Origin of the sequence: Streptomyces viridifaciens (assembly GCF_001888885.2) — a bacterium.
Classification (GTDB): Bacteria; Actinomycetota; Actinomycetes; order Streptomycetales; family Streptomycetaceae; genus Kitasatospora; species Kitasatospora aureofaciens.
In genome coordinates this window covers 6,469,688-6,494,437 of the sequence record NZ_CP090841.1, presented here as the reverse complement: position 1 = coordinate 6,494,437, position 24,750 = coordinate 6,469,688, and the positions used below count along the sequence as shown (strand labels likewise).

The following is a 24,750-nucleotide window of genomic DNA, read 5'->3' as shown; positions in this document are numbered from 1 at the left end:
CAGGACAATCACCCCCCCACGACCCGGAAGGCCAGGAACGCTCGTGAACGACACCGATGCGGTCGGCCGCGCCACACTGGACGCCGTCTTCGCCCGCGCCCTGGCGGAGGAGGCCACCGCCTCGACCAGCGCCGCCCCCTCGTCCGCCGCCGTACCGGCCGCCCGCTCGGGCGACGGGCGGGCACCCGCGTCCCTGGCGCAGAAGCGGCTCTGGTTCCTGGAGCAGCTGAACGGCCCCAACAGCACCTACAACGTCCCGTTCCGGCTCCGGCTGGCGGGCGAGCTCGACACCGAGGCCCTGCGGCTCGCCGTCGGCGACCTGGTGGCCCGGCACGAGGGTCTGCGCACCACCTTCGCCGGGGACGAGGACGAGGTCTTCCAACTGCTGCTCGACCCCGAGGAACTGCCCTGGGAGCAGGTGGACCTGACCGACCTCGGCGAGGCCGCGGTGATCCGGCTGATCGAGGAGGAGAGCCGGATCCCGTTCCCGCTGGCCGGGCGTCCGCTGTTCCGGACGAAGCTGGTCCGGGCGGGCGCATCGGTGCACCACCTCGCCGTCACCATGCACCACGCGATCACCGACGGCTGGTCGGAGGGCCTGTTCTTCCGGGAGCTGGGTGTCTGCTACACCGCCCGGGTCGGCGGCGCGCCCACCGGCCTGGCCCCGCTGACGATGCGCTACGCCGACTACTCGGCCTGGGAGGCCGAGCCCGCCACGGTGGAGCTCTACCGCGGCCAGCTCGCCTTCTGGCGCGAGCAGTTGGCCCGGCTGCCGCAGGAGGCCGGGATCCCGTCCGACCTGCCGCGGCCGGTCCTGCTCAGCGGCGAGGGCGCCAGCGTCACCGTGCCCGTCCCGGCGGATCTCCAACGGCGGCTGGCCGCCTGGGGCTCGGGGCACGAGGCCTCGCTGTTCGCCACCGCCGTCACGGTGCTGGCCGCCCTGCTGCACCGGTACAACGGGGAGGAGCGGGTGGTCGTCGGCGTGCCGGTGGCCAACCGGCCGCGCGCCGAGTGGGAGCCGGTCATCGGCTACTTCGCCAACACCCTGGCCGTGCCCGTCGACCTGACCGGCGACCCGACCCTGCGCCAACTTCTCGGCCAGGTCAGGACGGTGGCGGCGGAGGCGCTGTCGCACCAGAACGTGCCGTTCGACCGGGTGGTGGAGACGCTGGGCGTGGTCCGGGACCCGTCCCGCAACCCGGTGTTCCAGGTGATGTGCAGCGTCAACCAGGTGGTTCCCCCGCCGGAGCTGCCCGGGCTGGCGGTCGAGATCGTGGAGATGCGCAACGACTCCGCCAAGTTCGACCTGGAGCTCGCGGTCAGCTACACGGCGGACGAGGTCGGCTTCACCTTCGACTACGCCACCGACCTGTTCGAGCGGGCGACCGTCGAGCGGCTCGCCGCCGACTACCTGGCCTTGCTGGAGGCCTTCCTGGCCGAGGGCGTGGCGGGCGTCGGCGGCGAGGGCGTGGCGGGCGTCGGCCGCGTCCCGCTGGGCGAGCACGGCCCGGCCGAGGTGGACGGCGCCGAGGCGGAGGTCCGCGACCGGTACGGCAACCGGGCGCCCACCGGGGTGTACGGCGAACTCCTGCTGGCGGGCGCGCCGAGCGGCCGCCGGGCCCGGGTGCTGGCCGACGGCACCGTCGAGTACGCCGCCGACCCGCAGGCGCCGCTGCCCCGCCCCGCCGCGGGAGCCACCGACGGCGCTGACGGCTCCGACAGCTCCGACGCTCCCTCGACCGGGACCGAACGGGCCCTCGCGGCGATCTGGTCCCGGCTGCTGGGCACCGAGACGGTCAGCCGTCACACCGACTTCCTGCGCGACGGCGGGGACTCGCTGCTCGCCACCCGGCTGGTCGCCCGGATCCGGCGGCAGTGGTCGGTCAAGCTCTCCGTCCGCCACATCCTCAAGACCCCGGTGCTCGCCGACCTGGCCAAACTGCTCGACGAGGCCGCCGCGACCCCCGCCGAGGCGCCCGCCCGCAGCGCGATCCCGGCCGCCTCCGGCCCCCGGCCCGAGGCGCTGCCGCTGTCCATGGCCCAGCGCGGGATCTGGATCGTCAACCGGCTGGGGCAGCAACAGGCCTTCTACCACATGCCGTTGGCGGTGCGGATCGCCGGCGAGCTGGACCTCGCCGCGCTCACCGCGGCCGCGGCCGACCTCGGCCGGCGGCACGAGATCCTGCGCACCGTCTTCCCCGCCGACACCGGCGTGCCGCGCCAGTCGGTACAGCCGCCCGAGGCCGTCACCCGGGTGGTCCGCGCGAGCGCCATCCACCCCAACGGCCTCCAGCAGGCGCTGCGGGACGCGCTGGAGACCCACTTCGACCTGACCGTCGAAGTCCCGCTGCGGCTGCACGTGTTCAGCACCGGCCCGCGCTCGCACGTCCTGCTGGTGGACGTCCACCACATCGCCTGCGACGGCCTCTCGCTGGCCCCGCTCTGCCGCGACCTGGCCACCGCCTACGCTGCCCGATCCGCCGGGCAGGCCCCGAACTGGCACGAACTGCCCATCCAGTACGCCGACTTCGCACTCTGGCAGGCACAGCAGCTGGGCCGCCCGGAGGACCCGGCCAGCCCGTTCGGACGCAGCCTGGAGTTCTGGGCCAGGACGCTGGCCGGGCTGCCCGAGGAGCTCGCCCTGCCGGGGGCCCGGCCGCGCCCCGCGACAGCGACCTTCCGCGGCCTGCCCACCCGGGTGGAGGCCGGCCCCGAGCTGTACCGGCGGATCACCGCCGCGGCCCACGAGCACGGCGCCAGCGTCTTCATCCTGCTGCAGGCCGCGATCGCCGCGATGCTCACCCGCCTCGGCGCCGGCACCGACATCCCGCTGGGCACCCCCACCGCGGGCCGCTCCGACCAGGCGTTGGACGAGCTGATCGGCTGCTTCATCAACACCGCCGTGCTGCGCGCCGACACCTCCGGCGACCCGAGCTTCCGCACCCTGATCGCCCGGGTGCGGGAGACCAACCTCGCCGCGCACGACCACATGGAGCTGCCCTTCGACGAGATCGTCACCGCCCTCAACCCGCCCCGCCGGCACGGCCGCAACCCGCTGTTCCAGGTGATGGCGAGCCTCAACGGCGAGCCAGAGCCGGTGCCCGCGCTCGGCGGGCTGCCCACCGAGCCCTTCGACCTGGGCACCCCCGCGACGCCCTTCGACCTGACCTTCGAGCTGACCGAGGACCGCGCCCGCGCGACCATCAGCGGCGTCCTGACGGTCAGCGCCGACCTGTTCGACGAGGCGGCCGGGCAGGCGCTGGCGCAGCGGCTGCTGCTCGCGCTGGCCCTCGCGACCGAGCAGCCCGACCTGCCGATCTCCCACTGGGACCTGCTGCTCCCGGGCGAGCGCGAGGCCGTCCTCGGCGGGTGGAGCACCGGCGCGGCCGCGCCCGAACCGGTCACCCTCGCCGGGCAGTTCGAGCGGGCGGTGGCGGCGGCACCGGACGCGCCGGCCCTGGAGGCGGGCGACATCACCCTCAGCTACGCCGAACTGGACGAGCAGGCGAACCGGCTGGCCGCCGAACTGGTCGCCCGCGGGATCGGCCCGGAGCGCACGGTCGCGCTCGCCCTGCCGCGCGGCGGCGAGCTGGTGCTCGCCGTGCTGGCCGTCGCCAAGGCCGGCGGCGCGTTCCTGCCGCTGGACGTCCAGTTCCCGGTCGAGCGGCTGTCGTTCATCCTGTCCGACGCGCGGCCCGCGCTGGTGCTGACCGACTCGGCCGGCGCCTCCGCCCTGCCCGTCGGCGCCCCGACGACACTGCTGCTGGACGACCCGGACCTGCTGGACGCGCTCGCGGAGCACTCCGGCGAGCGCCCGGCCACCGCGCCGGTCGACCCGGCGAACGCCGCCTACCTGCTGTACACCTCCGGCTCGACCGGACGGCCCAAGGGCGTCGTGGTCACCCACACCGGGCTGGCGCCGCTGTGCGAGCGGCTGCACGAGGTGGTGACGGCGGGCGGCGACGGGGAGCAGAGCACGACCGGCGGCGAGCAGAGCACGACCGGCGGCGAGAAGCCCCGGGTGCTGCAGCAGGTGTCCCCCACCTTCGACATGTACGTCATGGAACTCCTGCTGGCCTTCCGCTCCCGGGCGACCCTGGTGGTGGCCCCCGCGCACCCGGTGCTGGGCGAGGAGCTGGCCGTCCTGCTCGAACAGCGGCGGATCAGCCACGCCGTGCTGACCCCGACCACGCTGGCCGCGCTGCCCGCCCGCGCGTTCCCGCGGCTGCGGACGGTGGTCAGCGGCGGCGAGGCGATGGGCGCCGACCTGGCGGCGCAGTGGGGGCGCGGACGGCGGCTGCACAACGCCTACGGGCCGACCGAGACGACCGTGCTCGGCACCCTGTCCGGCCCGCTGGACGGCACGGTGAGCCCGCCGCTCGGCAGGCCGGTCACCGGCTCCCGGCTGTTCGTCCTGGACGAGGGCCTGCGGCCCGTCCCGCCGGGCGTTCCCGGCGAGCTGTACCTCGCCGGCGCCAGCCTGGCCCGCGGCTACCTGGGGCGCCCCGACCTGACCGCGGACCGCTTCCTGCCCTGCCCGTACGGCGCGCCGGGTGAGCGGATGTACCGTACCGGCGACCTGGCCCGGTGGACGGCCGACGGCGAGCTGCAGTACCTGGGCCGGGGCGACGACCAGGTGAAGATCCACGGGGTGCAGATCGAGCTCGGCGAGGTCGAGGCCGTTCTCGGTGCGCACCGCAAGGTCGCCGACTCGGCGGTGGTCGTCGACGGTTCGGCGGAGGCCGGGCCGCGCCTGGTCGCCTTCGTCACGCCGGTGGACCCGGCCGATCCGGCCGCCCGGCCGACCCCGGCCGAGCTGCGGGCGCACTGCGTCCGCTCGCTGCCCCGGGCCATGACGCCCGCTCGGTTCGTGGTGCTCGGCGCGATGCCGACGCTGCCGTCCGGCAAGACCGACCGCAAGGCGCTGCGGATCCCCCCGGAGGAAGGCGCCGAGGGCTTCCTCACCCCGCCGGGCACCGCCACCGAACGGGCGCTGACCGGGATCTGGCAGCGGCTGTTCGGGACCGGGCGGATCGGGATCGACGACGACTTCTTCGCCCTCGGCGGCCACTCGCTGGCGGCGGTCCGGATGCTCGCCGAGATCCACCAGGGCCTGGGCGTCGAACTGCCGCTGAGCGCCTGCTTCGAGCACCCGACCGTCGCGGCGCTGGCGGCCCTGATCGACCGGACGCCCCGCTCGGACGCGACGGAGCCGGTCGTGGTGCGCCGACGCCGCCCCGCGCCGGAAGCCTGAAGACGGCGGGGGGCCTGAAGGCGGCGGCCGGAACGCGAAGGGGCCGGAACGCGAAGGGGAGCGCCGGCCGGCCGGCGCTCCCCTTGCCGTACGCGGCTACTGCTGCTCGGGCCGCTGATGCCCGGGCTCGACCACCACCGCGAGTTCGGCCAGCGCGGCGTCCAGGGCGGCGCCCACCTGCTCGGGGCCGTCCCCGACCGCGATCACGTGGCCCAGCCGGTCGTACGCCTCCCGGACCGGCCGCACCGAACGGCCCACGGCCGCAGTCACGGTGACCCGGTCCACCCCGGCGACCGCGCCCGCCCGCTCGACACCTTCGACCGCGGCCAGCCGGCCCGGCTCGGCGGCGATCAGGAAGCGGATCCCGGCGGAGCGCTCCCGCTCCGGGGTCAGGTTCAGCGGCAGCCCGGCGGCGGCGCGGATCTGCTGCTCCAGCAGGTCGATGCCGGTCGCGGGCCGGATCAGCTCCGGGATCATGCCGCCGGCCAGCCGGGCGTTGATCTCGATGACGGCCGGCCCGTCCGCGGTCAGCCGCAGTTCGACGTGCGCCGGGCCCCGGTTCAGCCCGACCGCCTCCAGGCTGTGCCGGGCGGTGTCGGCCATCGCCGCGGCCGTCCCGTCGGGGAGCACCGCCGGGAACAGGTGCCCGGTCTCCACGAAGTACGGCAGCTCGCTGACGGTGCGCTGGGTGATGCCGACGCAGACCGCGTCGCCGTCCGCCCAGAACATCTCCGCGCTGAACTCCGGCCCGGTCAGGAACTCCTCCACCAGCACCGTCCCGGCGCTGGCCTGCCCGCGCACGTTGCGGGTGACCGCCAGCAGCTTGCGGACCTGTTCGGTGGCGGTGGCGACGTCCCCGCACCACAGCACCTCGTGCGAGCCGGACTCGTCGACCGGCTTGACCACGCAGGGCAGGCCCACCGCCGCGACGGCCGCCTCGACCTCGGCCGGGTCGCGGACCTCGGCGAACCGGGGCTGGCGCACCCCGTGCGCGAGCAGGGTGCGGCGGGTCGCCGACTTGTCCCGGCAGGCCGCCAGCGCCGACGCCGGGTTGGCCGCCACCCCCAGCCCCTCGGCCAGCGCGGCCGCCTGGACCAGGTAGTACTCGCTGGTCGTGGTCACCCCCGCCACCTCGCGGCCGCCGGCCGCCTCCTCGGCGGCCTTGCGCAGCGCCTGCGGGTCGTCGGTGTCGCAGACCACGACCCGGCAGCCGGTCTCCGCCAGCCCCTGGTAGCGGGCCGGGTCCACCACGAACAGCACCGGCTCCAGGCCGAGCCGTACCGCCGTGGTGAGCGCCAGCATGCCCGTGCCGGTGGTGTTGGACTCCACGAACAGCAGCAGCGGGCGCTCCCGGCGGGAGATCTCGGCGTACGACCAGCTGTGCACCAGCTCCCCGTAGCGGACCGGCGTCGGCTCGGTCGCCGTACCTTCGACGGCCTCGGCGTCGGCGGCGTACACGGTGTCGACGTACCGGTCACCGCGGTCCGGCATGATGCCGACCAGCCGGGTGCCGGGCGCGGCGTTCGCCGCGAGGTGGGTCAGCACCCGGTAGACCGAGCCGGAGGTGTTCCCGGCGAAGATCTTCTGTTCCCGGGCCAGCGCCCTGGTCGCGGCGAAGGCCTCGTCGTCGGAGAGCCAGTGCACCTCGTCGATCAGCCGGTAGTCGATGTTGTCCGGGTAGAGGCTGTTGCCGAGGCCGGACTGCCGGCGGGTCGGCACGTCGGGCTGGCCGAACAGCACGCTGCCGACCGCGTCGACGCCGACCACCTTCAGCTCGGGGAAACGTTCCAGCAGGGCCCGGGACGTCCCGCACAGCGAACCGCCGCTGCCGACCGAGCCCACCACCACGTCCACCGTGCCGAGGTCGGCGACCAGTTCCTCGGCCAGGCCCCGGTAGGCCGCCGGGTTCTGCGGGTTGGAGTACTGCTGCGGCCAGAAGGCGCCGGGCAGGCCGGTCATCAGCTCGGCCAGCAGGTCCAGCCGGGCCGACTGCCAGCCCTGCTCACCCATCGCCGACACCACGTGCACCTCGCAGCCCAGGGTGCGCAGCTTGGCCAGGGTGATCGGGTCGATCCTCGGATCGGTGACGATGTGCACCGGGTGGCCCAGGTGGGTCCCCACCAGCGCCAGGCCGAGCGCCATCGTCCCCGAGGAGCTCTCCACGATCGGCGCGCCCGGCTTCAACGCCCCGGAACGGCGGGCCTCGGTGACGACCTGCCGGGCCACCCGGTCCTTCATCGCGAAGTTGTTCGCCAGCTCCAGCTTCGCGTACACCTCGACGCCCTCCGGTGCGGGCACCCGTAACCGGACCAGTGGCGTGTGACCGATGGCCTCGACGATCGATTCATGCCGCATGAGCTGGCTCCATGTCCTGAAGGTTGAGGGCCCGGACCGTGGTGGTGGTGCCGGGCAGGGTCGAACAGGCCGCCACGGCGGCGGCCAGGCGGGGTCCGTGGTCGGCGTCGTTCTCGTCCAGCAGGAGGCCCAGCAGGGTGCCGCTGTGCGCGCACACCACCCCCTCCGCACCGATCCGTTCGGCGATCGCGAGCATCGCGTCGAGGTTGCGCTTGGGCGCCAGTCGCTGGTTCAGCACCGCGCTGCGGGTCGTCACCGCCCCCACCCGGGCGAGGTCGCCCGCCCGGACCGCCGCGGCGAGTTCGGCCAGCAGGTCCGCGTACTCGGCACAGTGCGCCGGGGAGAACACCTTCGGCACCCGGTTGAACGCCACCGTGTCGAGCAGCCCGCCCTCGTCCACCGCGACCACGGTCGCCGCCGGGAGGCCGCCGAGGCGTTCGCGCAGCCGCACCTCGCGGTGCTCGAAGGCCACCACGCCGGGGTGCATCACCCCGTCGGTCGGCTCGATCGGACGCAGCCAGCGCTCGACCGCGGCCGGGGAGGTGTCCAGGCCCACCGCGGCGCCGACCGCCCGTACGGTGGCGACCAGATCGGCCGAGGAGCTGGCCATCCCCTTGCCGACCGGCAGGTCGCCGTCGAGCAGCAGCACCCCGCCGCCCGGCCGGCCGCAGGAGGCGAGCATCGCCTCGGCCACCCGCCGGGTCTTGGTCTTGTGCGAGGGGAAGACCCGCAGCGGGCCGCCCGGGTCGAGGCGGAAGCGGGCCCGGGCCCAGCGGTCGACCGGCAGCGTCACCAGGAACTCCGGGCCGCCGGGCAGGGCGCCCTGGAGGAGTTCGCCGAAGGTGCCGAAGGCGCGGGCCGAGCCGGTCCGCAGGTCGATCCCGCGGCGGGGGGCGGCGAGGGAGGGACGGCGCGGGGGCTCGGGCTGGGGCGGGGTCACCGGCTGGGGCGGCGGCGGGGTCAAGGCCGTTCCGCCGGGGTGTCCGCCTCCGCCGACGGCGCGAGCAGCGCCGCGACCCGGTCCGCCGCCGCCCGTACGGCGGCGTCCCGCTCCGCCCACCGTCCGGTCAACCGCTCGTGCTCGCCGAGGAGTTCGGTGAGGGTCGCGCGGACCTGTTCGGGGTGGGTCGAGCCGACCGAGGTCTTGGCGCGCAGCCCCGCCTCGACGCTCAGCGAGGCGGCCAACAGTGCCTCGGGACCGGCCAGTCGGTGTCCGGCCTCCTCCGCGATCGCCGACAGCAGCGCGGCGTCCCCGTCGGCCGGGGCCAGGCCCTTGTCCAGCGCGGCCTTGATGTAGCGGCCCGCGATGATCTGCGCGGTACGCCAGGGCACGCCCTCGTCCAGGGTCAGCCGGTTGGCGAGGGTGAAGCCGCCGAGGAACTCCTCCTCGCAGGCCGCGCGCATCCGGTCGCTGCGGAACTCCAGCCCGGCGACCACGGCGTGCGCGAGCCGCAGCGTCGAGCGCAGCGCCTCGGTCTGCACCCGCAGGTGCGCGCCCGCCTCCTTGGAGACCTCCACGGTGTTGGTGTACGGGGTGTTGCGCTGAGCCGCCGCCAGTTCGGCCGCGCTGCCCGCCACCAGCGCGCAGCGGCCGCGGATCCGCTCCAGCACGGGGAAGTTCTTCTTCTGCGGCATCGCGGCGGAGATCCCGGAGAGCTCGTCCGGGAGGTCCAGGAAGCCGTGGGCGCTGCCGCCCCAGGCCATCAGGTCGGTGGTGAAGCGGCTGAGCGCGACGGCGAAGTTCGCCGCCTCGGCCGCGATCGCCAGCGCCCAGCCGCGCGAGGCGACGGCCACCAGGGCGTGTGGCTGGGGCCGGGCGAAGCCGAGCAGTCCGGCCATCCGGGTGCGGTCCCAGGCGAGTTCCTGGCCGGCCATGCTGCCGGCGCCCAGCGGTGAGGCGTCGATCTCGTCGTACGCCGCCAGCAGCCGGCGCACCGCGGCCAGCGTCTCGTAGGACAGCGCGGCCAGGTAGAAGCCGGGGCTGACGACCTGGGCGGCCTGGGCGTGGGTGTAGCCGGGCATCGGCACCTCGACCGCGCCCGCCGCCAGCTCGCGGACCGCCGCGTCGAAGGCGAGCAGGTCGGCGGCCAGCGCCCGCACCTGCTCCCGGGCGGACATCAGTTGGGCGCACACCTGGAGGTCGTTGCGGCTGCGGTCCACGTGCCAGGCCGCGAACGGCTCGACCGGGCCGGCCGCCACGTGCCGCTCCAGGGCGAAGGAGATGTCCGACATGTTCTCCTGCGGGTTCGCCCGGACGGTCTCCGGGGACACCCCGTCCAGCCGGGCGGCGATCGCCGCGGTCCCCGCGTCGTCCACCAGCTCCATCCGCCGGTACTCCAGCAGCAGCACCTTCTCGATCGCCACGTAGTGCCGCAGCAGGTGCTCCGCCTCGTACGCGAACTGCGGTGCCAGCACCTCCTCGTGCCACACCTCGCTCGGTATGCCGACGATCCGACCGGTCACCGTCATGACGTGCTCCTCAGAAGAACCGATGGGGCGGCCCGGCCCCCGCGGGGGGCGTCCGGCCCGGACGGTCCGCGGCCGCCGGTGGGGGAACCGGCGGTCCGTTCGTCACGGGCCGGTCGGGGCGGCCGGGTTCCGGCGGCTCCGGGCAGCGGGGACAACAGCAGGGACAGCGGCGTGGCCGGCTCGGCGAGGGCGGCACCGAGCAGCGCCAGGTAGTCGTCGAGCAGGCCGCGGGCGGTGGCGGGGGCGAACAGCGCACTGTCGTACACCAACCGCGCGGCGCGGTCGGCGACTTCCAGCAACAGGTCGTCCTCGGCGAAGCCGCACGGGGGGCCGGGTTCCGGGCCCTCGCTAGTGGTGAAGGTAAGCTGACCGACCGGGGGGCGACCGGCCCGCCAGGGCCGGTGCGGGACGTTCGCCCGGTCGTCGAACGGCACGCCGGACCGCCGGTACTGCTCCGGGACGTCGCCCGGCACACCGGACCGCCCCTGCTCCTCAGCGGCGTCGGCCAGGACGTCAAGCGACCCGTCGACCAGCTCGTCGGCCAACTGCGGGAACCGCGTGTCCTGGTGTTCCCAGGCCGCCACCGCGGCCCCTCGCACCCGGTCGACCAGCTCGGCGAAGGCCGGGTCGCCGGAGGTGTCCAGGCGCAGCACCACCGTGCCGGCCAGGGCTCCGACCAGCGGCAGCGTCTCCGGCCGGTGCCGCCCGGAGACCGGTACTCCGATCCCGTGGTCAGTCCGGCCGGACCGGCCGTGCAGCAGCGCGGCGCAGGCAGCCAGCAGCACCACGGCGGGTGCCGCGTCGAGCCGGGCGGCGCCCTTCCGCAGCGCGGCGGGCAGGCCGGCCGGGAGTTCCGAGCGGACCTCGGCGCCCGCGAAGGCCCGAACGACCGGGCGCGGCCGGTCCAGCGGGATGCCGTGGCCGGGCGGCAGGCCGGCCGGCTGCTCGCGCCGGAACTCGGCGGCCGGGCGGCCCTGCCTGCGGTCGACGTAACCGGCGAAGTCCGTCGGCAGCTCGGGCAGCACCGGGGGCCGGCCCTGCTCGGACGCCGCGCACAGCTCGACGAGTTCGGCGTTGAGCAGGAACAACGAGTCCGGGTCGCACACCAGTTGGTGGGCGACCAGCACCACCGCCCAGTCCGCCGCGCCGAGCCGGACCGCGACGGCCCGCCACAGCGGCGCCCGGTCCGGGTCGAAGGGCTGCGCCGCCGCCCGGTCGGCGATTTCGGCTAGCCGCTCGGCCGGCCTGCCGTCGTCCGGCGCACCGAGGTCGGTGAACTCCACCGGGAGGTCGATCCGCGGGTGCACCACCTGCCGCAGCTCGCCGTCCAGCACCCGCAGCGAGGTGCGCAGGGCGGTGTGCCGTTCGGCCAGTTCACCGAGGGCGGCGCGCAGTCGGGCCTCGTCGATCGCGGCGCCGAGCCGGAAGGTGTCGGCCACGTGCTGGAGCAGCAGGCCCCGGGAGCGGCGGCCGGTCAGCCAGACCAGTTCCTGACCGTGGGCCGCGCGGGCGACGCGCTCCCCGCCCGCGCCGGGCACGGCCGACCCGGTGGTTCCGTCCGCCGTCACCGGAGTTCTCCCCGGACGGCCCTGGCCTTGACACGAGGGGGAACGAGTGCCTGGATCGGAGCCGCGACGCCACGGAGCGATCCTCGCAGGCGACCTTTCAGGTCTGCTCCGCGTGTGGCGTCCTGGACGGGCCGAAACCCCTCGCCGTACGCGAGTGGACGTGCGAGGCATGCGGCGCACTCCATGACCGTGATCTCAACGCCTCTCGTAACATCCTGGCCGCCGGACGGGCGGACAGGCTAAACGCCTGCGGAGGGCCGGTGGGACCCGGTGTGACGACCCCACGCCAGGCACAGCCCGTTGAAACAGGAACCCACCGGAACACCTGCGGAACGGCCCCTGTGGCGTGGACCGGACCCAGTGGACCGACCCGGCGGTCATGCCACGGGGCTCCCGATCCCGGTGCGAATCGCCCGGCTGATGGCGTCCAGGTTGTCGTCGAGGAAGAAGTGGCCGCCCGGCACCACGTGCTGGGTGAACGGCCCGGTCGTGTGCGCGGCCCAGCCGGCCGCGTCCTCGGGCCGGGCGGAGGCGTCGTCGGTGCCGACGAAGGCGGTGATCGGTACCGGCACCGGCGGTTCACCGCCGCAGTCGTACGCGTCCAGCCAGCCGAAGTCGGCCCGGCAGACGGGCAGGACGAGCTCCAGCAGCTCCGGCTCGTCCAGCACCAGTGCGGGCAGACCGCCACCGCGGACCAGCCGGTCCAGCAGCTCGGCGTCGGGCAGTCGTGACAGGCCGTCGAAGATGTCGCCGCCACGCGGGTGATCGGGCCGCGGGCAGCCCGACACGAAGAGGTGGACGGGCAGTTCGGCCCCGTCCCGGCGCAGTCGGCGGACCACCTCGAAAGCGAGGAGGGCGCCCATCGAGTGGCCGAAGAGCGCGTACGGCCGGTCGGCGGTGGCCGCGACGGCCTCCGTGATCCGCTCCACCTCCACGGCCGCGGGCTCGCCGATGCGGCGCTCCCGGCCCGGCAGGGCCAGTGCGGCGACCTCGACCCCGGGGCCGAGCGCGGCGGGCCAGCGGGCGAACATGGCCGTGGCGCCGCCGGCATGGGGGAAGCAGACGAGCCTGACCGTCGCCTCCGGACGCAATTCTCGGGAAACGAACCATTTGTCGGGGAGTATCTGGCCGTTCACGGGCGCCATCCAGGAAGTCCGGCTTTTGGCCCGAGGTCGTCCGGAAAGTCCATGGCTCCGAAGCGGCCTTTCTGGAAAAGATGCCAGAACTCATTCGATCCGTCACTGGATCGCCGCTCTGCGGAGGCCGGTTGTGCCGCCTGGTCGGTTCTGCCATCGAGGATGATGAATAGTGTGCCGATCAACCGCTGATGACTGTACCTCAGCTGAGTGAGCACGCTCAATAGTTGGCGATAACCGGCCAGCTGCCCGGCTGCGCCCCCTCCTGAATGGTCCGATTCGACAACCGGGCCACCCCGGCGGGGAATCGGGGGCGCAACTCACGGGGAAGTCGCATTGGCTTATCCGGCGCCGCCTCGCCGCAGCGCCACCGGACGGGCACGGCCCGCCCGCGCGGGGCCCGGGGCAGCCGGGGTCGGTCCGCCGGCCCCGTTCCCGCTGCACCCGGGCGCGGCGGTGCTGCACTACGCCCCAGGACCCCCGCTCCTGGCCCCGCCGGGTGCTCTGACCCCGCGGCGGCGGTCAGGGAGTGGTCAGCGGGGCCGGGAGGGGGCGGGTGTGGAGGAGGTCGAGGCGGGAGACCGCGCGGGTGAGGACCATGTAGAGGCGGTGCAGGCCGCGGGGTTCGGCCTCGGCGATGGCGGCGGGTTCCAGGACGATGACGTGGTCGTACTCGAGACCCTTGGCCAGCGCGGCGGGCAGGGCCGTGACCCGGGCGGTGGTGCCGGCGTCCTCGGCGGGGGCGGTCGGGATCCCGGCGGCCCGGAGTGCGGCGGCGGCCCGGGTCAGGGTGTCGTCGGCGGCGATCACGGCGATCGAGCCCTCCCGTTGCAGGGCGGCTCGCACCGCGGCCACGACGGCCCCGTCCAGGTCGGGCACCGGACGGACGGTCACCTCGCCGTCCGGGCGCAGTGAGAGCGCAGGCGGCACGTCCACGTCCAGGGCGCCGAGCAGTCGGTTGGCCAGCGCCATGACGGCGGCCGGGACGCGGTAGCCGGTGGTGAGCGGTACCAGGGCGGCCTGCGGCTTGCCCAGGTGGGCGAGCTGCTCGGCCCAGCTGCGGGCGGACCAGGGGGCGGTGGCCTGGGCGAGGTCGCCCAACACGGTGAGGGAGCCGAAGGCGCTGCGGCGGGCGATCGCCCGGCACTGCATCGGGGAGAGGTCCTGGGCCTCGTCCACCACCACGTGGCCGAAGCTCGCCGGGCGCTCGATCAGTCCGGCCACCTCGTCGAGGAGCAGCAGGTCGTGCTCGGACCACTTCGCGCTGCGCTCCGAGCGCGGCGGCCTGGGCCACCGTAGCGCCGCCTGTTCCTCGGTGTCGAGCACGCCGTGCGCGGCCCCGGCCAGCACGGCGGGGTCGCCGAGCAGCGCGGCCACCACCGTCTCGGGGCGCAGCGCCGGCCAGGCGGTCTCCAGGAAGGCCGCGACCGGTCGGCAGCGGCCGATCTTCTGCTGCCAGGTGGCGTTCTTGACGTCGGTCCGGCGTTCGGCCTGGTGCTGGATCAGCGCCACAACCCGGGCTCGGACGTTCTCCCGCCCGATCGCGTACGGCGCTGCCTGCTCCCGGACCTCGGCGACCAGCCGGTCGAGCCGCTCGCCGGGCACCCGCCAGCGGTAGGAGCCCTCCGGGACGACCAGCGGCTCGGAGCCGGCCGCCCGGATCCGGCCGTACAGCGCCCGGCGCAGCACCTCGGCCATCCGGGCGTCCTGCTTGACCGCGGCGGCCCGTTCCCCGTCCACCGCCGTGACCGGGCGGCTGGCGACCAGGTCCTCGACGGTGCACTGGGAGACGTCGAGTTCGCCGAGGGCGGGGAGGACTTCGGCGATGTAGCGCAGGAAGGTCCGGTTGGGTCCGATGACCAGCAGGCCGCCGCGGCGGATCCGCTGGGGGAAGCTGTAGAGCAGGTACGCGGCGCGGTGCAGGCCGACGGCGGTCTTGCCGCTGCCGGGCGCGCCCTGGACGCAGACGGACTCGCTCAGCTCGCCGCGCACCAGTTCGTCCTGCTCGGGCTGGATGGTGGCGACGATGTCGCGCATCGGACCGGTGCGCGGGCGCTCGATCTCGGCGGCGAGGATGCCGCCCGGACGGCTCGGTCCCCGCCCGTCGGCGTCGCCGAGGAGTTCGTCCTCCAGTCCGGTGAGGTCCTCCGGCAGGCCCGGACTCGACGGCGCCCAGCCGAACCGCCGGCGTCCGGCGAGTCCGAGCGGGTCGTGGGCGCTCGCCCGGTAGAACGCCCGGGAGACCGGTGCTCGCCAGTCGACGACCAGGGGCGGCACGGTCGGGTCCTCGGAGATGCGCCGGCGGCCGACGTAGTAGCGCTGCCCCCGGTGGTCCCCGGCCTCGGGGGCGTCACCGAAGTCGAGGCGGCCGAAGAAGACGGGGCTCTCCGGAAGCTCCTTCATCCGCTTGGCCCTGGTCCGCAGGTACCGGCCCAGGGCTTCGGCACTGGCACCGTCGCCGGAGACGTCCTCGCCGGCGACGACCTGGTGGTCGGCGTCCGCGACCTGCCGGGCCGACGCCGCCCGGCAGGACTCGACATAGCTCCGCTCGCGCGCCAACTCACCGTCGAGGCCCATGGCTTTTGACGTCATCGCTTCCTCCGCGCTCGGCTCGGCTGTTGTTCGGAGGAACCATCTTAACTTAACTCAGTCAAGATTCTGACTTGGTCAGACAGCTTAGCCGCGGCGCTCGGCCCGAATGCGGTTCTCAGGACACCAGCGGCCCCTCCGCGATCTCGGTCAGCGTCACGGTGCACAGCCCGCCGCGCTGCGCCTGCACGTCCGTGACCTCCAGCTGGGTGCCGGGCAGCAGGATGTACTCCTCCTCGCCCGTGAACGCCGAGAAGCGCTGGATGCCCGTGGCGCGCAGCGGCCGCACCTCGAACAGCGTCCGCTTGCCCCGGCTGCCCAGGAAGGACTTCGCCACGCCGAGCTCGGACGTGCAGGAGGACACGCCCCACCACGTGACCGTCCGTCCGAGCGGGTACTGCTTGCGCAGGTCCAGCGACACCCCGCGCCAGAGCGGTTCGGTGCGGACCGGCAGCTGGGCCACCGCCGCGAACAGCAGCCGCAGGTACGGCAGGTACGGGACGAGCCGACCGCGGTCCGGCGAGCGCAGCACCGCGTTGATCTCCCGGTAGAACGCGGACTCGCAGGTGTAGAGGTACAGCGCGGCGATCGCGTCGGCGGACAGGCCGGAGGCCGCACCCTCGTCCGCCCGCCGCTTGCCGAAGTCGTGCGACAGCGCGACGTGCCGGTCCAGGCCGCGGAGCAGCCCGGCGACCGGGGCCACGGCATCCCGGAAGTCCATCAGCGGCGTTTCGAACACCCCGCTGATGGCGGGGAGTTCGAGGCCCTCGTCCTTGACGCTCGCCAGGCGGTCCAGGTAGAGCTGGTGCAGCTCCATGGTGGAGGCGATGAACGCGCCCATCCGCTCGGCGACCCCGCCGTCCGCGCCCTCACCCTGTGCCGCGGCGTCGTTCCAGCCCTTGCTGGGCAGCCAGTCGATCTCGTCCGCGCCGAGCGAGGTGAGGGCGGCGTTCACCGTGGCGAAGTGGTCGTTGTCGCAGAAGATGTCGCCCTGGGCCGCCGGGTTGGCGTGGTCGATGTGGCGGACCTGCACCTCCGGGTACTTCTTCTCCAGCCGCTGCACGACGCTCTTCAGGCTGCGCGCGTGCGCACCCCACCAGGCGAAAACGACGCCCCGGTCCTCCTCCCCCGCCTGCTGCTTGGCCCGGAGGATCTCCTCGACGATCCGCTCGGCCACCGGCCGCCAGAACCCGGTGTGCTCGTCCGGACCCATCGAACCGTCGGCGCTGGCGGTGAGCGCCGCGTTCAGCAGCAGCACGCCCTGGGTCAGCATCGCCTGGAACCACTCCGGCGGCTGGACCGTCTCCTCCTTCTTCAGCAGCGCGCGGACGTCCGCGATCGGCGTCTTCTTGGGTATGCCGTACTTCCACATCGCCGCGGCCTTGATGATGCAGCGAATGCTGATCACCCGGCCGAACTGGCTGTCCTTCCAGTCGTGGAAGGCGTTGTCGAACATGGCGATGCCGGTGGCGCTCTCCGGCCGCGGGTACGGGTTCTGGCCGAAGACCACCACCCTCCACTTGTGCGGGGCCTGCGGCTTGAGCGCCTGGAAGGTCAGCTCGCGGACCGGCACGACCTCCGGACTGCGGCCCGCGCCGATGAACGAGGCCGCGCCGGGCCGCGCCTCGATGACCGGCTTCAGCACCGGGAGCCACGGCTCGCCGCCGCCGCGGAAGAGTTCCGCGAGGGCCAGCGGGTCGTTCGGGTCGGGCTGGACGGGGGTGGGGGAATCGGCAGCGCTCATGGCGGTACTCCGGCTGGATCGGAACACGGAAAAGTCGTACGGACCTTCGCATGACTGTCCGTCAGCTCCCTGGCGGACAGCACATTCCTAACAGCGGGCACTGACATTGATGCTGATACTCAGGTTCCGGTGGTCGTGACTCGGGCACTGACTGACGCCCTGCTGGGCTGTCTTCCGATTGTTCTGTCCGGCCGCCGGGACCTGTTCTCATGGCTCCGGCCGGGCGGAACATGACCTGATAGGAGCTTGGTCCAGAAGCCCCCTCAATGTCCTGTCTGCGCCACCCGGCCGGCGCCAACCTCCGGTTGGGAAGGCGTCATCAGCATGACATCAGCGGTCGTAGAAGACCCGGCGGGCCAGGATGTGTTCGGCGGGGTCGACTCCCACGCCGACACCCTCCACGTCGCCGTCATCAGCGACAACGGCGGCCACCTCGCGGACGCCGAGTTCACCACCACCGCTGCCGGATACGCCGCGGCCCTGGCCTTCCTCGGCGCCCACGGTCACGTGCTCGCGATCGGCGTGGAGGGCACGTCCTCCTACGGAGCCGGATTCACCCGCGCTGCCCGCTCCCACGGGCACCGGGTCGTCGAGGTCAACCGGCCCGACCGGGCCGAACGCCGCCGCATCGGCAAGTCCGACCCCATCGACGCCTACGCTGCCGCCCGGGCCGCCCTGTCCGGACGCGCCTCCAGCGCCCCCAAGGACGGCACTGTCGCCGGCATACGCGCCCTGCACAACGCAGCCCGCTCCGCCGTCAAGGCACGCACCGCCGCCCTCAACCAGATCGGCCACCTCCTCATCACCGCGCCCGAGACCATCCGTGCCAAGTACGGGCGGCTCAAGGCGGCGGAGCGCACCGACGCCCTGGCCCGGCTGCGGCCGGCCGGGGACGCGGTCCACGTCGCGGTCCTCACCGCGCTGAAGAGCCTCGCCCGACGCGCCAAGGAGCTCACCGCCGAGCACGAGGCCCTGACCCGGGCCCTGGATGCCGAGGTCAGCGTCCACAACCCCGGCCTGCGGGCCGCCTACGGAGTCGGCCCTGACACCGCCGCCCAGCTGCTGATCACCGCCGGCGGCAACCCCGAACGCATGCGCACCGAGGCCGCCTTCGCCGCGCTCTGCGGAGCCGCACCGGTCCCCGCGTCCAGCGGCAGGACCAACCGGCACCGCCTCTCACGAGGCGGTGACCGGGCAGCCAACGCCGCTCTCTACCGCATCGCCCTGGTCCGCATGTCCAGCGACTCCCGCACCCGCGAATACGTGGCACGACAGACCGACGCCGGCCGGACGAAGAAGGAGATCATCCGGCTCCTGAAACGAGCCATCGCCCGGGAGATGTTCCGCTGCCTGACGACTACGGTCACCGTCCCCGGCATCGCCGACCTGCGACCCCTGCGGCAGTCCAAGAACATCACCCTCACCGCCGTGGCCCACCACTTCGGGGTCTGGCCGACCACCATCTCAGCCCTCGAACGCGGGATCCGCCGAGACGACGACCTCGCCATCGCCTACCGCGACTGGCTCACCGCCGCTTGACAGCCCATAGGAGCATCAATCCGGCGCGACCGGTCGACGGCGGGCGGATTGTCAGTGCCTGGCATTAGCTTCGAGTTCGACGGCGGGACACAGCTCGACGGACAACAGGGCTCGACGAACGACAGGGCTCGACGAACGACAGGAGTGGCAGCATGACGACGGACGGCGCGCAGTCCCCGCTCAGGGTGGTACTGACGGACCTCAACGCGACCGTGGTCGACTCGTGGCGGGCGGCCTTCGCCGACGTCCCCGACATCGAGATCCGGCACGGCTCGATCCTCGCCGAGAACGTCGACGCCTGGGTCAGCCCGACCAACTCCCGCGGCCGGATGGACGGCGGGACGGACGCGGCGATCAAGCGGCACCTGGGGGCGGGCATCCAGCTGAAGGTGCAGCGGGCGATCCGCAGCCGGTACGCGGGCACACTGCCGGTGGGCAGCGCCGTCTGCGTGCCGTCCGGGGCGGTCAACCCGAAGTTCCTGATATCCGCGCCCACGATGGAGACCTCCTCGCAGAACGTGAGCGAGACCCTCAACGTGGCCCTCGCCTGCGCGGCCGCCTTCCAGGCCGTCCACCGGCAGAACCGGCTGGCGCCGGGCAGCATCCGGTCGGTGGCACTGGTCGGCATGGGGGCCCAGACCGGCCGGGTGCCGGCCCGGGTGTGCGCCAACCTGATGTGGACGGGCTACACGCTCTTCAACGACCACCACTTCGAGGACGACGACGAGCTGCGCGCCACCGTCCTGGCCCAGCTGGAGGACCTCGAACAGGCGGCCCCCACCACGCGGGTGCGCATCACGGCGCCGACGGGCCGCGGCCGGAGGCGGTAAATCGTTTCCGAACGGCGTTCCGTCCGGTCTACGTTGGGGCTCGTTCCCGGATGATCACGTCCGGTTCCGTACACCGACCGGCAGGAGAGCGCCATGGCAGACACAGTGCGGGAACTGAGCGGGGTGAAGGTGCTCGTGTGCGACCCCGCCGGGCCCTCGATCACCACCGTGCAGGACGCACTGGATCTCATCGGCGCGACGTACGACGGTGCCGAGTTGGTCGCCGTGCCCGCCGACCGGCTGGACGACACGTTCTTCGTCCTGAGCACCGGGTTCGCCGGCGAGGTGATGCAGAAGTTCGTCAACTACCACGTCCGGCTGGTCGTGCTCGGCGACATCTCCCGTCATCTGGAGGCCAGTTCGGCGCTGCGATCGCTCGTCGTCGAGTCGAACCGGGGCTCCCACATCTGGTTCCTCGCGGACACCGACGCCCTCGCGGCCCGGCTGGAGCCAGCAGCCCCCTGACCTCGCCGCGAAACTTGCTGAGAAACCCGCTGCGAACCGCGCCGCGCCGGACCTCCGGCGCGGCGCGCGGCGTTTCCGGGTACGTCCGGGAGCCGCCCTCAGCCGGCCGGCAGTGCCAGCCGGATCCAGCGCTCCGCCTCCGTCGTGGCCGCTGTCACGTCGAAGGCCCCCGGCGCGGCCGCCGCCTGCACCACCAGCCCCTTGAGCAGCCCCACGAAGGCGAACGCGAAGGCCCGTGCGTCCACCCCGGCCCGCACCTGCCCCTCGGCGAGCCCCTGGCCGACCACCTCAGCTGCCCAGCCCCGCGTCCGCTCGTCCAACTCGGCGACTGCGGCAGTCAGTTCGGAGGCACCGGCGAGCGCCTCGGCGCCCAGCACCACGAAGGCCCGGCCCAGGTCGGTCGGGTTCCGCACGCCCTCCAGGCAGCCCCGGGCGAAGCGGCACAGCTCCTCCGCCGCCCCGGCGCCGCTGCGCTCGGGCGCGGCCGCCGCCATCGCCTCGGCCAGCGCCTCCTCCTGGAGCCGGGCGAGCAGCGCGGCCTTGGAGCCGAAGTAGTGGGTGGCCAGGCCACGGCTGAAGCCCGCCTCCTCCCCCACCCGGGCCAGGGTGACCCCGGTGCTGCCGTGCTCGGCGATCAGCCGGGCGGCGGCAGCGAGCAGCGCGCGCTCGGCATGGGCACGACGCTCGGCCTGGGTACGGCGGGGCGGCGCGTCCTGCGGGCCGGTTGCGCGGGCAGCCAGGTCATCGTGCGTGGGCATGGCACCATGCTAGGGTCGAACTTGCTTGTTGGCCAACAAGCAAGTGTGGGACGGCGAGGCACTCCCCCGACCCCGCCGCCCCCGGCAGAAGGGACATCCCGATGACCGCCACCATGCTCGCGGGCCGCCTCGACGTCGCCAAGGGCTCTTTCGCAGTCGAGGAGGTGCCCGTCCCGGCGCCCGGCCCGGGTGAGGTGCTGATCAAGGTCGAGGCCGCCGGCGTCTGCCTCTCCGACGTGCACCTGATCGACGGCACGCTCAAGCCCTTCCTCCTCAAGGGCGACAAGGTCACCCTCGGCCACGAGGTGGCGGGCACCGTCCACACCCTCGGCGCGGGCGTGACCGGCGCCACCGTCGGCGACCGGGTCCTGCTCCAGGCCGGCGAGCACCGCAACGGCAGGGTGTTCACCCGCGGCGTGGACTACGACGGCGGCTGGGCCGAGTACGCGCTCGCCACCGCCACCACGCTGGTGCCGATCCCGGACGAGCTCCCCTTCGAGCAGGCCTGCTTCATCCCCGACGCGGTCTCCACCCCCTGGGCCGCCATCACCACCACCGGCGCGGTCCGCCCGGCCGAGGCCGTCGGCGTCTGGGGCGTCGGTGGGCTCGGCGCCCACGGCGTCCAGCTGCTGCGCGCGATCGGCGCCTTCCCGATCGTCGCCGTCGACCCGCTCCCCGCCGCCCGGGAACGCGCCCTCGCCTTCGGCGCCGACACCGCCCTGGACCCGGCCGACCCGCAGTTCACCGAGCATCTGCGCGCGGCCACCGGCGGCCGACCGCTCGCCGCCGCCTTCGACTTCGCCGGCGTCGCCCCGGTGCGCGAGCAGGCCATGGCCACCCTCGGCGAGCGCGGCCGCCTGGTGCTCGTCGGCCTCACCGACAAGCCGCTGACCGTCACCGACGGCACCCGGGTCAGCTACCTGCGTCAGCAGATCCTCGGCCACTACGGCTCCGACGGCCAGGACGTCATCGACCTGGTCAACCTGGTCCACGGCGGCCGCCTGGACTTCGCCCGCTCAGTGAGCGGCACCTACCCGCTGGCCGACGCGGCCCGCGCGGTCGAGGCGCTGGAGCGCAAGGAGGGGAACCCGATCCGCCTGGTCCTCAAGCCCTGACCCGCCGACCGAGAGGACATCCGCATGCAGCCGACCCGCGACATCCCCTGGCACGAGGGCAGCTGGCTCAACGAACCGGAGAACGTACGGATCGACGGCACCGACCTCCTGGTCACCGCCCGCGACCGCAGCGATTTCTGGCGCACCACCAGCTACGGCTTCGTCCGCGACGACGGCCACGCGCTGCTCACCGAGTTCCCGCCGGGCAGCGCCACCGAAGTCACCTTCCTCGCGGACTTCACCGCCCTCTACGACCAGGCCGGCCTGCTGATCCGGGTCGACCCCCGGACGTGGATCAAGGCCGGAGTCGAGATGAGCGACGGCCTCCCGCACGTGGGCGCGGTGGTCACCCACGGCGTCTCCGACTGGTCCCTCGCGCCCGTCCCCGACTGGCACGGCCGTCCGGTCACCATCCGCGCCAGCCGCACCGGCGACGCCGTCACCATCCGCGCCCGCTGCGAGGACGGCCCCTGGCGCCTGGTCCGCCTCGCGCCGCTCGCCCCGGACGCCACCGCCACGGCCGGCCCGTTCTGCTGCTCCCCGGAACGCGCCGGCCTCCAGGTCCGCTTCACCCGCCGCTCCCAGGGGCCCGCGGACCCCGCCCTGCACCTGCCCGACTGAGCCGGGCACGGCACCCGGGGGGTCGGCAGCCGACCCCCGATCGTGTACCCGAACTGCCTTCCGCACCACGACCGGCCATCGATCCGGGTCCGGATCGATGGCGATCCAGCAGAGGACACCGTCGTCAGGGCCCGCATCACCGCAGGCCGCTGACCGCTACTCCACCGGCGACACGTGCAGCACCGGGCTCACCGGGTCCGCGGCCGCCACCCCCTTCGACTCCAGGTACAGCCGCGCCCGGAACACCCCGGACAAGCCCGCCGTCACCGTCGTACCGGCCCCCAGGCACAGCGCCGCCGCGGCCATCAGCAGCGCCCCGAGCGCGCGGTCGGTCGCCGTGAGCCCGAGGACGAACAGGACGACGGAAGGCAGGAAGGTCAGCAGGAACGGCAAGGCCAGCCAGGTCGAGCCACGCGTGAACTCCGCACGGTCCCGCCGGTACACCTCTCGCGAGCGCCGCATCGCCTCGCGCACTCGCACCCCGTCGAGCACCAACGCCGGAACCACCAGGTAACTCCCCAGCACCCACGCCATGCCGACCAGCAACACCGCCGCGAGCACCTGTATCAGCCCGATCGGCGCCCACCCGGCGATCGGGCGCGCCCGCCCGGCAACCCGCCCGTAGCTGGCCCTGATCCCGACCGGCCGTCCCCGCAGGGCGTCGGCAGCTGCAACGAGCAACGCGGACGTGCCGAACACGGCAAGGAACGACAGCACCACCAGCCCCGCCACGCCCAGCGCAAGGCTCCCCCCGAGCAGCACCTCCGTCCACACCACCAGCGCGGCGGCCCCGCCCACCACCGCCACCGTGATCCCGGGCAGGAGCAGCAGCTTCTTCCGCCGCCACACCACCCCCACCAACGCCCGCACGGATCCGCTCCCGCTCCCGCTCAACGCCCCACCCCGGTCGTCGTCCCAACCAGCGCTGCTACTCCAGCAGGCTGCCCATGTGCCCGTCGTCGACCCGTATCGGCCAGAAGTGGCTTTCGCTCTCGAACGCCTCCGGGTCGAGAGCCCGCATCACCGCCTCGGCCGCGCCGTCGAGGAGTTCGGACGGCTCGAACACCGACCACGGCCCGGGCGTCCACGGGTGTCCCGCCTCGCGGCGCACGGCCCGCAGGCGCTCGAAGGTCCACAGCACGTAGAGCAGGGCGGACAGGTCGCGGTGCAGGTAGGCGGCCGGCTCTCCGTCGTCCCACAGGTCGGGCAGCTCGACCCGGCCGGTGGCGCCGTCGAGCAGCACCACGAAGTCGTACATCCACCCACCGACCACCAGGAACCCGCCCTGCTGCGGGCGGGTCGTCAGCTCGCCCTCGTCCTCGTCCCCGGGGTCGAAGTTCTCCGGGTACTGCTGCGCCAGGGTGCGCAGCGGGCCCTCGGCCTCGACGTCGAGCAGGCACCGGTCCGAGACGGGCAGACCGATCTCGCGCAGCAGCCGGCGGGTCGGGGCGTGGCTGACGCTCGCGGGCAGTTCGGCCTCCTCGAACCGCCGGACGCTGCCCTCGCCCTCCAGCGTCGCGAGGTCCTCGACCAGGGCCGCGGAGACCGCGTACGCCGCCCCGCCCGGACCGCCCGCGTCGGCTCCCCAGTCGAGGGCACGGATCGCCAGCGCCGTCTCCCAGTGCGCGGGCCGGTCGTCCGTCCGCCGGAACAGCTCCGGGTCGGCCTCGCGCAGCAGCTGTCGCACCAGCTGCTCGACCTCGGCGACGGCCGCCGGGCCGTACGGCCGCACCTCGCCGTCCGCCAGGCCGTGCTCGCCGCCGGCGGCCGCGCTGACGGCCTCGATCTCCGCCGCCAGCGCGATCAGGCACTGCGGGCTGCTGGCCAGCAAGTCCCGCTGGAGCATGTCGTCATCGTCCGGCCGGGCCAGGAAGACCTCTCCGCTCGCACCGTCCAGCAGCACGGTGACCGGCCCCTCAAAGGCCTCGTACCGTGCTTCCCCCAGCACGTACAGGCCCTCGGTGCCCCGAACGCCCTGCCGCTCGTACCAGGAGCTCGCGGACTGCAGCGGCTCGTCCCCCGAGGCCTCCAGGTCCAGGTACGCGTACGACCAGCACAGCTCCCCGGCCGCGAGCAGTTCCCGGCTCGGCCCGTGCGTGACCCCTTCGGGCACCATCCGAAGCCGCCCGGCCTCCACACCAGTCCCCGTCACCGCACGCCCCCTGCCCCGCCGACCCGCGACGGACGATCTTCCACCGACGCGAGCGACCATAACCGACCGCACTGACAACCGGCCCCGGTCCCCGGGTCCACGAACCGTCAGTTCCCCGCAGTCGTGCCACCGAAATGGCATGCACGCCACTAGCC

General features: G+C 74.0%; 16 protein-coding genes and 1 pseudogene. 7 read left to right on the top strand and 10 right to left on the bottom strand.

Translation table 11 applies throughout. From position 1 onward, the window contains the following. Nucleotides 1–43 precede the first annotated feature (43 nt). A complete protein-coding gene (locus BOQ63_RS36430) occupies nucleotides 44–5,254 on the top strand; it encodes a non-ribosomal peptide synthetase (protein ID WP_150476248.1) in 5,211 nt (1,736 codons plus the stop codon). A gap of 96 nt (nucleotides 5,255–5,350) precedes the next feature. On the opposite strand, the gene BOQ63_RS36425 is transcribed toward BOQ63_RS36430, so the two are convergent. The 4 genes from BOQ63_RS36425 to BOQ63_RS36410 are packed head-to-tail and all read right to left on the bottom strand — an operon-like array spanning nucleotide 5,351 to nucleotide 11,646. Then, nucleotides 5,351–7,609 carry a pyridoxal-phosphate dependent enzyme gene (locus BOQ63_RS36425; protein ID WP_030283571.1) on the bottom strand — a complete coding sequence of 753 codons (2,259 nt, stop codon included), beginning with the start codon at nucleotides 7,607–7,609 and terminating at the stop codon, nucleotides 5,351–5,353. Next, a complete protein-coding gene (locus BOQ63_RS36420) occupies nucleotides 7,599–8,573 on the bottom strand; it encodes a GHMP family kinase ATP-binding protein (RefSeq protein WP_223886138.1) in 975 nt (324 codons plus the stop codon). Before BOQ63_RS36420 ends, BOQ63_RS36425 begins: the two co-directional genes overlap by 11 nt. Next, the gene (locus BOQ63_RS36415; protein WP_072655687.1) at nucleotides 8,570–10,078 is read right to left on the bottom strand and encodes a lyase family protein; all 1,509 of its coding nucleotides are present in this window, start codon (nucleotides 10,076–10,078) and stop codon (nucleotides 8,570–8,572) included. Before BOQ63_RS36415 ends, BOQ63_RS36420 begins: the two co-directional genes overlap by 4 nt. Beyond that, nucleotides 10,075–11,646, bottom strand: coding sequence for a condensation domain-containing protein (locus tag BOQ63_RS36410; RefSeq protein WP_191093622.1), 1,572 nt, complete (start codon nucleotides 11,644–11,646; stop codon nucleotides 10,075–10,077). The genes BOQ63_RS36415 and BOQ63_RS36410 overlap by 4 nt, the downstream gene beginning before the upstream one ends. 86 nt (nucleotides 11,647–11,732) lie before the next feature. Here BOQ63_RS36410 and BOQ63_RS36405 point away from each other — a divergent pair. Continuing rightward, nucleotides 11,733–11,963, top strand: a pseudogene (locus BOQ63_RS36405) (zinc ribbon domain-containing protein); the annotation flags it as partial. Between the two features lie 60 nt (nucleotides 11,964–12,023). Here BOQ63_RS36405 and BOQ63_RS36400 read toward each other — a convergent pair. The 3 genes from BOQ63_RS36400 to BOQ63_RS36390 form a co-directional block, all read right to left on the bottom strand. After that, nucleotides 12,024–12,782 carry a thioesterase II family protein gene (locus tag BOQ63_RS36400; protein ID WP_197698012.1) on the bottom strand — a complete coding sequence of 253 codons (759 nt, stop codon included), beginning with the start codon at nucleotides 12,780–12,782 and terminating at the stop codon, nucleotides 12,024–12,026. A gap of 522 nt (nucleotides 12,783–13,304) precedes the next feature. Next, nucleotides 13,305–15,374, bottom strand: coding sequence for a HelD family protein (locus BOQ63_RS36395; RefSeq protein ID WP_191093621.1), 2,070 nt, complete (start codon nucleotides 15,372–15,374; stop codon nucleotides 13,305–13,307). A gap of 115 nt (nucleotides 15,375–15,489) precedes the next feature. Continuing rightward, on the bottom strand, nucleotides 15,490–17,115 hold the full coding sequence (locus BOQ63_RS36390) for an ADP-ribosyltransferase domain-containing protein (protein ID WP_030283558.1): 1,626 nt from the start codon (nucleotides 17,113–17,115) through the stop codon (nucleotides 15,490–15,492). A gap of 324 nt (nucleotides 17,116–17,439) precedes the next feature. On the opposite strand from BOQ63_RS36390, the gene BOQ63_RS36385 reads away from it, so the two are divergent. The 3 genes from BOQ63_RS36385 to BOQ63_RS36375 all read left to right on the top strand — a co-directional run bounded on the left by BOQ63_RS36385 (nucleotide 17,440) and on the right by BOQ63_RS36375 (nucleotide 19,949). Next, nucleotides 17,440–18,654: an IS110 family RNA-guided transposase gene (locus tag BOQ63_RS36385; RefSeq protein ID WP_150476246.1), complete on the top strand. Its 1,215-nt coding sequence runs from the start codon at nucleotides 17,440–17,442 to the stop codon at nucleotides 18,652–18,654. Nucleotides 18,655–18,806: 152 nt separating this feature from the next. Further along, entirely contained in the window at nucleotides 18,807–19,484 is a 678-nt protein-coding gene (locus BOQ63_RS36380; RefSeq protein WP_030283555.1) for a macro domain-containing protein, read from the top strand. A 93-nt stretch (nucleotides 19,485–19,577) separates the two neighbouring features. After that, nucleotides 19,578–19,949 carry a DUF4180 domain-containing protein gene (locus BOQ63_RS36375; RefSeq protein WP_030283553.1) on the top strand — a complete coding sequence of 124 codons (372 nt, stop codon included), beginning with the start codon at nucleotides 19,578–19,580 and terminating at the stop codon, nucleotides 19,947–19,949. 98 nt (nucleotides 19,950–20,047) lie between these two features. On the opposite strand, the gene BOQ63_RS36370 is transcribed toward BOQ63_RS36375, so the two are convergent. Next, a complete protein-coding gene (locus tag BOQ63_RS36370) occupies nucleotides 20,048–20,707 on the bottom strand; it encodes a TetR/AcrR family transcriptional regulator (protein ID WP_046386322.1) in 660 nt (219 codons plus the stop codon). Between the two features lie 101 nt (nucleotides 20,708–20,808). Between BOQ63_RS36370 and BOQ63_RS36365 the strand changes: the two genes are divergently transcribed. Both BOQ63_RS36365 and BOQ63_RS36360 read left to right on the top strand, forming a co-directional pair. Further along, nucleotides 20,809–21,822, top strand: coding sequence for a zinc-binding dehydrogenase (locus BOQ63_RS36365; RefSeq protein WP_030283549.1), 1,014 nt, complete (start codon nucleotides 20,809–20,811; stop codon nucleotides 21,820–21,822). 24 nt (nucleotides 21,823–21,846) lie between these two features. Beyond that, nucleotides 21,847–22,443 (top strand): DUF1349 domain-containing protein, encoded by a 597-nt coding sequence (locus BOQ63_RS36360; RefSeq protein ID WP_030550892.1) that lies wholly within the window; start codon nucleotides 21,847–21,849, stop codon nucleotides 22,441–22,443. A gap of 156 nt (nucleotides 22,444–22,599) precedes the next feature. Here the strand turns inward: BOQ63_RS36360 and BOQ63_RS36355 are convergent, their stop codons facing one another. Continuing rightward, entirely contained in the window at nucleotides 22,600–23,313 is a 714-nt protein-coding gene (locus tag BOQ63_RS36355; protein ID WP_072655678.1) for a hypothetical protein, read from the bottom strand. Between the two features lie 58 nt (nucleotides 23,314–23,371). Further along, on the bottom strand, nucleotides 23,372–24,595 hold the full coding sequence (locus BOQ63_RS36350; RefSeq protein ID WP_157846517.1) for an SUKH-4 family immunity protein: 1,224 nt from the start codon (nucleotides 24,593–24,595) through the stop codon (nucleotides 23,372–23,374). Between the last annotated feature and the right edge of the window lie 155 nt (nucleotides 24,596–24,750).